Annotated in this window: 10 protein-coding genes; 8 read left to right on the forward strand and 2 right to left on the reverse strand. The window is 24.2% G+C overall.

The annotated features are described in order from the left end of the window. Both BU00_RS05090 and BU00_RS04900 read right to left on the reverse strand, forming a co-directional pair. On the reverse strand, positions 1–193 hold a 193-nt coding region (locus tag BU00_RS05090; RefSeq protein WP_036458788.1), incomplete at its 3' end, for a hypothetical protein. Beyond that, positions 129–785, reverse strand: a complete 657-nt coding sequence (locus BU00_RS04900) for a hypothetical protein (protein ID WP_027121357.1) — start codon at positions 783–785, stop codon at positions 129–131. The genes BU00_RS05090 and BU00_RS04900, both read right to left, overlap by 65 nt. Positions 786–937: 152 nt before the next feature. On the opposite strand from BU00_RS04900, the gene def reads away from it, so the two are divergent. From def to BU00_RS0102565, 8 genes are all read left to right on the forward strand, one after another. After that, positions 938–1,501, forward strand: coding sequence for a peptide deformylase (def, locus tag BU00_RS0102530; RefSeq protein WP_027121358.1), 564 nt, complete (start codon positions 938–940; stop codon positions 1,499–1,501). After that, complete coding sequence (locus BU00_RS0102535) at positions 1,501–2,634, forward strand: hypothetical protein (RefSeq protein WP_027121359.1); 1,134 nt, start codon at positions 1,501–1,503, stop codon at positions 2,632–2,634. The genes def and BU00_RS0102535 overlap by 1 nt, the downstream gene beginning before the upstream one ends. Then, positions 2,634–3,557, forward strand: coding sequence for an MSC_0882 family membrane protein (locus tag BU00_RS0102540; RefSeq protein WP_036458960.1), 924 nt, complete (start codon positions 2,634–2,636; stop codon positions 3,555–3,557). Before BU00_RS0102535 ends, BU00_RS0102540 begins: the two co-directional genes overlap by 1 nt. Further along, the gene (locus tag BU00_RS0102545) at positions 3,557–4,135 is read left to right on the forward strand and encodes a DJ-1/PfpI family protein (protein ID WP_027121361.1); all 579 of its coding nucleotides are present in this window, start codon (positions 3,557–3,559) and stop codon (positions 4,133–4,135) included. Before BU00_RS0102540 ends, BU00_RS0102545 begins: the two co-directional genes overlap by 1 nt. A gap of 197 nt (positions 4,136–4,332) precedes the next feature. Beyond that, positions 4,333–5,616 (forward strand): ATP-binding protein, encoded by a 1,284-nt coding sequence (locus BU00_RS0102550; RefSeq protein WP_027121362.1) that lies wholly within the window; start codon positions 4,333–4,335, stop codon positions 5,614–5,616. 120 nt (positions 5,617–5,736) lie between these two features. Beyond that, a complete protein-coding gene (locus BU00_RS0102555; protein WP_027121363.1) occupies positions 5,737–6,702 on the forward strand; it encodes a LacI family DNA-binding transcriptional regulator in 966 nt (321 codons plus the stop codon). An 8-nt stretch (positions 6,703–6,710) separates the two neighbouring features. Then, the gene (locus tag BU00_RS0102560) at positions 6,711–7,787 is read left to right on the forward strand and encodes a potassium channel family protein (RefSeq protein WP_027121364.1); all 1,077 of its coding nucleotides are present in this window, start codon (positions 6,711–6,713) and stop codon (positions 7,785–7,787) included. Further along, positions 7,780–8,610: a deoxyribonuclease IV gene (locus BU00_RS0102565; RefSeq protein ID WP_027121365.1), complete on the forward strand. Its 831-nt coding sequence runs from the start codon at positions 7,780–7,782 to the stop codon at positions 8,608–8,610. The genes BU00_RS0102560 and BU00_RS0102565 overlap by 8 nt, the downstream gene beginning before the upstream one ends. Positions 8,611–8,853 lie beyond the last annotated feature (243 nt).

Consider the following 8,853-nt stretch of genomic DNA (forward strand, 5'->3'; position numbering starts at 1 on the left):
TATCTAAATTCATATTTAAATTATACAAGTTAATTTTTTGTTTAAATCTATAAATTACGTGCTTAGTAAATTTAATGTTATTTTGATTACAAAAATTAGTTCAAAATAGTTGTTCACTAGCAAAATTATTATTTGCTTTGTAATACTCTTTGATTCAAAATTCTCATTGTTTGTGTGATAAATGTTTGCTCATTTTTATGGGCGAAGCCCGAGGGGTATACCCCTCCCCCTTCCTTTTGTTTTATAAAAGAAAACACAGAAATAACTGTGTCATTTCTGTGTCCCCCTTTAGAATTAAATCAAACATTTATTTTTTTATTTGGATTGCTTTTAGCATATTCATATGCTTCTTTATAATAACCTCCTTCAATATAATATCCTATCCTTTTTATTGTACTGTTTCTCTTATCTTCATCAGAAGCATTTCTTTCGTTTTGGATAAATTTAAGAAACTCATCATCATTAAAATCATTTTGTATTGCAACAAACTTGTTTGAATGATAAAAATGAACCTCTTTTGTTGATAACATTGCTAGTCTTATCATATTGTAAAAAGTTTGCACTCCATATGAAGAATAATAAAAATTAACATCAGCATCATTTTGTACATTAATTAAATTTTGATCTTTATATTTCAATTTTTTTATATTTGTATTTTTAACTTGATTATTTTGAACTTTTGGTTTTATTTCATAAATATCATTACAAGCAACAACATAAAAAGAAGGGATTAAAATAGTACTTGTTGTAAAAATTTTCAAAGATTTATTTATTTTTTTATTCATAAAAATAATTTTATATTAATTTAATTAAAGATATATAAATATTTATTTAAATAAAAAATAAGCAAAATAATCTTAAAATTAAATGAGTTAAAAATTATGGTTATTTGATAATTTTTACCATAATAATGTTAAATAATAGTATAATAGCACATATGAATAAAATAAAGAAATTTGATATTAAGTTGGTAGAATTACCGGAGGGTGTTCTTAGAAAAAAATCACAAGATGTACCAATTCCTCTTAGTGATGAAGATGTTGAACTTGCTCAGAAAATGATCTATCATATTGATGATTCTCAAACAGAAGGAACAGAATTTAGGCCGGGTGTTGGAGTTGCTGCCGTGCAATACGGAATACTAAAAAATGTGTTTTATGTATTTTTACAAGATGAAAATAATAAAACTATTTATAAAGATGTTCTTTTTAATCCTAGAATAATCTCAAAAAGTGACAAACTTATTGCTTTATCAGAAGGAGAGGGTTGTTTAAGTGTTCCTGAAACTTGACCAGAGCAAGAAGGTTATGTTCATAGAAGTCAAAGAATTACAGTTCGTGCTTATAGTTATTTTGAAAAATCTTTTGTTCAATTAACACTATCGGATTATTTAGCGATTGTTTTTCAACATGAACTAGATCACTTACAAGGAACATTGTTTATTGACAGAATTAAGAAAAAAGAACCTTGAAAAAAAATTAAAAAGGCAGGATATTTATAATGAAATTTATCGAGAATTTAATGCAAGCACTTGCTAAACTTTCATCAGAAACAGGAGCACACATTTGGGTTCCTATTTTAGCTGTAATATTAGTATTTGGTGCTTTTGGTATTGGTTATTTTTTAAAATGAAAATGATCAATATCTAAACTTGTTGTTTTAATTGTAACAATTATTGTTGCAGGAGCCACTGGTGCTTCAATTTATGCAACGTTTAAAAATGATGAAGATTTATCTAAATATAAATCATTAATTCCATTTGCTATAACTTTATTTTCATTAGTTTTTTATGCATTTTTAAATATTATAGTATTTATTGTTAACTTTATAGTACACTTATCTAAACGCAAAAAGAATAAATTAAAACCTAAAAAAAGAGTTTCAAGATTATTATCAGCTACTGCTAATTCATTATTAACAGTTTTACCAGTTGCTGCATTTTCTAACTTATTATTAATTGGAACAAAAAAATCAGAAAGTTTTCAAAAAGCTACATCTTACAGCGTTAAAGTAATGACCGCAGGACAAGGTGAATCAGTAGCAGGTATATTTGGTGAAATTGACAATGTTGTTCAATTCATTGCTCAAACAAAAGATATACAAGAGTTCTTAAATAAAGATTATTCTAAATTAAGCAACGAAGAAAAAGAACAACTTTCAACTTATTTAAAAAACGTTTCAAGTTTAATTAATGAACCAAGAGTACAAGCGGTTGCTTTTGATTTTATTAAAGAAGTTGCATCTGATTTAAATATTGAAGAGAAATTTGGTGAAGTAGTTGATAAGGCTTATGCTAGAATGCGTGTAGAAAAACCTGAAACATTTGCTCAAAGTAAAGAAAAACAAAAAGAAGCATTTACTGATTTTGTTAGAGAAAAACTAGAACAAGTTTATGATGAAGTAAATACAGCAGATCCTAATTTTAAGAGTGATATTAACACAATTAAAAAGATTTCATCAAATTTAACACAAGAATCAATTAAAAAATTATCTAATTTAATTGATAGCGAAATTATTAAACGACAAGAAACTAGAGATAAAGCAGATGTAGCAGTTGTTGTAGAAGAATTTTTAAAAGTTTTAAAACTTAAAGAACATAAAGAAACAAACAAAGAACAAAATAATATTGGTTAATGTTGTTAAATCCCAGAAATTCACAAAAAACTTTAGAAATAAGTTTGCAACAATCCTCAACAGAATTAAATGATGAACTAAATAAAAAAATAATAGAAGATCCACAAAAACAATTAAGTCCAACAACTTTTGCAATAATACTTAAAGAAAAAAGAATAAGAATTTTATCTTTAATTATTTCTTTAATAATATTTGTTGGATCTTCTGTAGGTTTAGTACTAAACTTTTTTGTTTTTACTGAACAACATAAATTAGGGTATGGAATAGGCAATTATATTGGTTTTGGTATAGGTATTTTAATCTCATTTTATTTAATGATTAATTCATTAATTAAAATAAGTGGTTGAAGAAAAGCAGAACAAGCGTATCGTAATAAACATCGAAACGGAGATGTTGCTTCAAGTTCAATGTTTACTGATTTATATCAAGCACTCGTTTTAAAAAAAGTTAGAATTTCATGATTTTTAACATTTTTCTTAGTTTATTTTGGTACTTTTACTCTTATTATTTTTTTATTAAAAGATCAAATTTGAGAAATAGGTTCACCAGTTGAAAGTAGTGAATCAGGAAATGTTAAAAATGGTTTTGCTTTTCATTTTGTAATTGACTTTAGAGAAAGATTTGTTCAGACTTTTGGAAATGTTAATGTTTTATTAATTATCAGTGTAGTTATTATTCTATGTGTTATCCTTTTTTATGTTTTTACTGTATTATATGATAAAAAACGTATTCAAGATATCAGGAGTAATTTAGGCACAAGTGATGTATTAATAAAAGTGATAGAAATAGTTGAAAACAGAAGAAAAAATGAAAATAAAGCATGATTAAGATTTTTTGCAGTTGTTTTCATTTTGACATATTTTTTACCATTAACATTATTAATTTTCTTTATTTATAAAGGTTTTATTAGGAGAAAGAAATAATGAAATTATTAGTTATTGTTGAAAATAAATTTAAAGACGTAGAACTGGCTATACCAATTACCATCTTTAAAACTTCAAAGCAGTTTGATGTAATTGATTATTATCATCCAACTTTAAAAACAGTGACTGGTTCTGACTCTCTTGTAACAATTAATAATATTAAAAATCATATTAATCCTAATAAATATGATTTTGTATTTATTCCTGGTGGTGCAGGAGTACAAGATTTAAGAAAAAATAAAGTCTCAATCAATATTATTAGTGAGTTTAAAAGATTAAATAAATCAATCATAGCAGTTTGTGACGCACCAAATGCATTAAAAGAAAATAATATTATTGATAATGAAAAATTTTCATCATATCCAAGTTCTTGAAGTACTGAATTTAGAAAAGATAATTACACAAAAGAGATAAATTCTATTTCTGATAATTTAAAATTTATTTCAGGTAATTCACCATATTCTTCAACAAAATTAGCATTTGATGCTCTTGAAATATTTTTTGGTAAAGAAGTTGCTTTAAATACTTTTAAAGCGTATTCAGGGCAACCTTATATTAATAAAATTGAATATAAATAATATTTTCTAAAACAGAAATCATAAACTACATAAATAGTTTAGGTTTCTGTTTTTTAAATAATTATATGAAATATTAGTCTAACTTAGGACAAAAAAAGGTGTAAATCCACCTAAATTTGTTTTAAAGTATTTTTATGTTATAATTTTTACGACAAAAAAAGGTGTAAATCCACCTAAATTTTAATTAAGAGGTAATAATGGAAATTAAAAGAGATTTTTATTTAACAAAACTAATTAGTAAGATGAATAATGGACAAATTAAAATTATAACCGGAATCAGAAGGAGCGGAAAATCATATATATTATTTAATTTATTTAAAAATTATTTATTATCAACTGGTATAAAAGAAGAACAAATAATTTGTATTTCTTTAGAAAATTTTGAAAATATAGAATTAAGAAATCCATTTAAACTTAATGAATATATTAAAAATAAAACAAATATTATACAAAAATATTATATATTTATAGATGAGATACAAATGTGCAGCGAAATAAAAAATCCTTATACAGAAAATGATGAAAAAATTACTTTTGTGGATGTTTTGTTAGGGTTAATGAAAAATAATAATTTGGATCTTTATGTAACAGGCAGCAATTCTAAAATGTTGTCATCTGAAGTACTAACACAGTTTAGAGGCAGAGGTGATAGGATTCATATTAATCCTCTTAGTTTTAAAGAAATAAATACATTATTTAACAATAGTGAAGAAGCCCTCAATCACTATATAATTTATGGTGGAATGCCATATATTTATTCACTATTAGATGTTAAAGAAAAAGGATTATACTTAAAAGATTTGTTTCAAAACACATATATTAGTGATATTTTAGATAGAAATAATTTAAGAAATAAAAAAGAAATACTTGAAATTTTATTAGACTTTATTTCTTCAAATATAGGTTCACTAACAAATCCTCATAAGTTATCAAATAGATTTTTATCAGAAAAGAAAATAAATATTAGTTCAAAGACTATTTCAGAATATCTTGATTATTTTGAAGAATCTTATTTAATAAGCAAAGTAAACCGTTATGATGTGAAGGGTTCTAAATATTTTTCTGCTCCATTAAAATACTATTTTAGTGATATAGGATTAAGAAATGTTAGACTAAACTTTAGGCAAATAGAATATACACATTTAATGGAAAATTTAATTTATAATGAATTAATAGCAAGAGATTATAATGTTGATGTTGGTGTTGTTGAGTTAGAAATAAAGAAAGATAATATAAGAAAAAAAGTTCAAACAGAAATTGATTTTGTTATAAATTTTGGAGATAAAAGATCTTATATTCAATCTGCATTTAATATTGATTTACCCGAAAAAAAAGAACAAGAAATTTTATCTCTTAAAAAAATTAATGATTCATTTAAAAAAATTGTTATAGTAAAAGACCCAATTATTCCATACTATGATGATAATGGTATATATTATGTAGGATTAATTGAGTTTTTATTAAGTGATTCTATTTTTTAGATTATTTAATTAAAAAGTTTTAAAAATTTAAACTTGTATCAGACTTTTTAATTTGTGATAAAAACTCAAATTTAAAATATTTGTGGAATATTTCCACATTTTTGTTATAATAAAAAAACTATGAAAAGAGAAAAAGAAGACAAAGCGATTTCGTACAAAGAAATCGCGCTTGAAGCAGGTACATCTATATCAACTATCAGTAGGTTTTATAATAATGGTTATGTTTCAAAAGACACAAAAATCCGTATTCAAGAAATAGTTGATAAAAACAATTATTATCCTAATCACGGTGCACGTTTAATAAGAGGGCGTGATAACTCTGTTTTTGTTATTATGCCAACATGATCAAATAATATTTATAATTCAATTGTAGGTGGAATTATAGTTTCATGCACAAAACAAGGAAAAAGGGTTAATGCAACATACACAAACAGCAGTACAAAAGATTATATCGAAGCAATAAGATATGCATTATCTTGAAAACCAATTGCGATTGTTATATTTATTCCGGATTACCAAAAAGAAGTTTTTAGTTTTTTAGAAAAGATTAAAACGGAAACTTCAATTATTATTTATGGACACAAAGTTAAAGGTTTAAATTGAATTAAGCCAGATTTAAAATATGGTTTTTATGAAGTAACTAATAAACTTTTTAAAAATCATAAAGTTCAAAAATTGTCATTTATAAATGATGCAAGGTTAAGTGATGTTGAATCAATTGAAAGACAAGAAGGTTTTAGAAAATTCTGTGATGAACATAAGTTAGATTGTAAAGTTATTAATTTAGAAGCAAGAAAAGATTTAGGATCAATAGTCGAACTAAATAAACAACTTAAAGCATTAGCTATAAGATATGTTGTTTGTTCAACACACGAGACCTTTATTACTATTTCTACACATTTAGGAACAAAAGAATTTAAACTTACAGACATTGGTTATCAATCTATTTACGATAATATAAAAAATTATGATGCTAAAATTTTTATAGATTATCCAAATATTGGATTAAAAATAAGTCAATTAATTAATGAACACAAAGATACAGGTGAACCACAAGAAAGAGTTATTCCAACAAGAATTATTTAAAATTTATTATGCAGTTTGTTAAAACAAAATATCAAAATTTTCTTGAACATTTTACACCTATTGTTTGGTCAATGCATAAAAGTTTTATTTCCCAAGAACCAAAATATAAAAAAATTCATTTCTTCAGAACTTTTTATGCAATATTGGTTTCTGTTGCTTGTTTAATTTCGCTTATTTCCTTGGTTAATCCAAGTACTGATAAAAATGTTCTTGATGTTTATTTTAAAATAGTTTCAGTACTTCAAATTTTTTCTTTTTTCTTTTTTGTTTTTGATTATATTTCACATATCATTACATATAAAATTTATTGTAAAAAGATCAATAAACATCACAAAAAGAAATTTAAATATAAAAACTTTTATTTTATTTTTACATTTTTTGGCATTGTACAATTATTGTGCATTTTAGCTTCAATACATGTATTAAGTGGTATTTCAACAATTGATGCAAAAACTGAAAAAGTATTTGATTATTTTAAAATTTTAAATTTAGCTAGAGTAGCACGCTTTTTTGCTATTTTAACTATGTTTTCACCATTTAGAATAATTTCAAACGTTTTTAAAAGTCAAAAGAAAATTTTAATGAATGTTTTATTTATTGCATTATTTTTAATTATCATTTTTGCTTTTGTAATTTGAAGTTCAGAAACTCAATATTTAAATGAAATACAAAAGGTATGACTTCAAAAACAATACTTAAATATTAAAACTGTTGAATTATTTAATGATTATTACAAGCATCTTAATCTTAAAAATTATAATATTGATAAATGATTTGAAATTAATAAAGTACAAGATTTAAGAACAGAATTTGAATCAATTAATTTAGATGATTTTACTTCATTATCGAGTGGTTATATAACAGGATTTTTAGATGCGTTATACTTTTCGGTTATTACATTAACAACAATTGGTTATGGTGATGTTTTACCGCATGCACCTATTACCAAAATTATTGTTTCATTAAATGCATTGATTGCCTTAGCAATAATTGCAATTCCATCAGGGGTTATTGCTTCTGCATTTTTAGCAGAAACACAAGACCACGTTACAAAAAAGGAGAGTTCAAAACAAAAACATGATTAAACTAGGTTCACACATTTCTTTTAAAGCACCTAATTATTTAGTTTCTGCTGTTGAAGAATCTCTTAATAATGGTGCAAACACAATGATGATCTATCTTGGCGCCCCTCAAAACACTAATCGTGTAAGCATTGATAAATATAAAATTCAGGAATATGAGGAAAAATATGAAAATATTATTAAACCAGAAGATATTATAGTTCATGCTCCATATGTAGTTAATCCGGCAAATATTGAGAAAGCTTTTTTTTCTAATGAATTCTTAATTAAAGAAATTGAGAGAATGAATGCAATTGGTGCTAAATATCTTGTATTACATCCTGGTGCTCACACAACTTTTGAAAGACAAGAAGCATTAGATCAACTTGTTGATAGTTTAAAATATATTATAAAAAATACAAAAGATGTTGTTATTTGTATTGAAACTATGGCTGGTAAAGGTACTGAAATAGGTATTAATCTTGAAGAAATCAAATTTATATTAGATTGAGTAGATTCAGACAGAATTCAAATGTGTCTTGATACTTGCCACATTTGAGATGCTGGTTATGATATACAAGATTATGAAAACTTTAAACAACAGTTAAAAGATTTTGATTTACTAAAAAGAATTAAAGTTATTCATCTTAATGATTCAAAACATGAAATTGCATCTCATAAAGATAGACATGCAAACATTGATCAAGGAGCAATTGGTTTAAATACTCTTGCAAAATTTGTGCATGATAAAGATTTTGATAATATTCCAATTATTTTAGAAACACCTGTACCAGAAAGCGATCCGATTTACAAGCAAGAAATAGAAATGCTTTTAAAACATAAATAAATTTTTAAACACATAAATATTTATATTTTTTATTTTAAACTTTCAGTAATTTATTATACTAACGCACTTTTACTTTTTAAAAGTGCGTTTTTTACCAAAAATTTATAAAAAAAATATTTTTTTATTTTGTTTTTTAAAATAATTTAGTATAATACTTATACTAATAAAAAAAGGACATTTTATGATAGAAAAATTTAAAAAAGTTTTAATACCAACTGGCGCAAAAATAAGTAAAAGAAAAAA

The organism is Mycoplasma leonicaptivi ATCC 49890, assembly GCF_000622205.1.
GTDB lineage: Bacteria > Bacillota_I > Bacilli_A > Mycoplasmatales > Metamycoplasmataceae > Mycoplasmopsis > Mycoplasmopsis leonicaptivi.